Annotated in this window: 1 pseudogene; it reads left to right on the top strand. The window is 68.7% G+C overall.

The annotated features are described in order from the left end of the window. Positions 1-262, top strand: a pseudogene (locus tag Z052_RS21145) (site-specific recombinase); the annotation flags it as partial.

Raw genomic sequence — 262 nt, 5'->3', positions numbered from 1 at the left:
TCCGGTTCGCGGACCTCGACACCACGGTCTTCTCGGACTACGCACGGTACCTCTCGACCGCCGGATACGCCGCCGGGACCGTCCTCACCTACTACGCACACGTCGCGTCGTGGTGCGGATGGGCGCACGCGCAGGGGTACATTCCCCGACACTACGCCCGGGAGTCGGACGCCGAGGACCCTCTTCCCGAGAACGACGGTCGCCGACCGGGCGACCAGCAGGCGTGGGAGCCGATCCACCGCGACCTGATCACGCAGTTCGT

It is taken from the genome of Halorubrum sp. C191 (assembly GCF_002727095.1).
GTDB classification, from domain to species: domain Archaea; phylum Halobacteriota; class Halobacteria; order Halobacteriales; family Haloferacaceae; genus Halorubrum; species Halorubrum ezzemoulense.
This window is presented reverse-complemented; position numbering and strand designations above follow the sequence as displayed.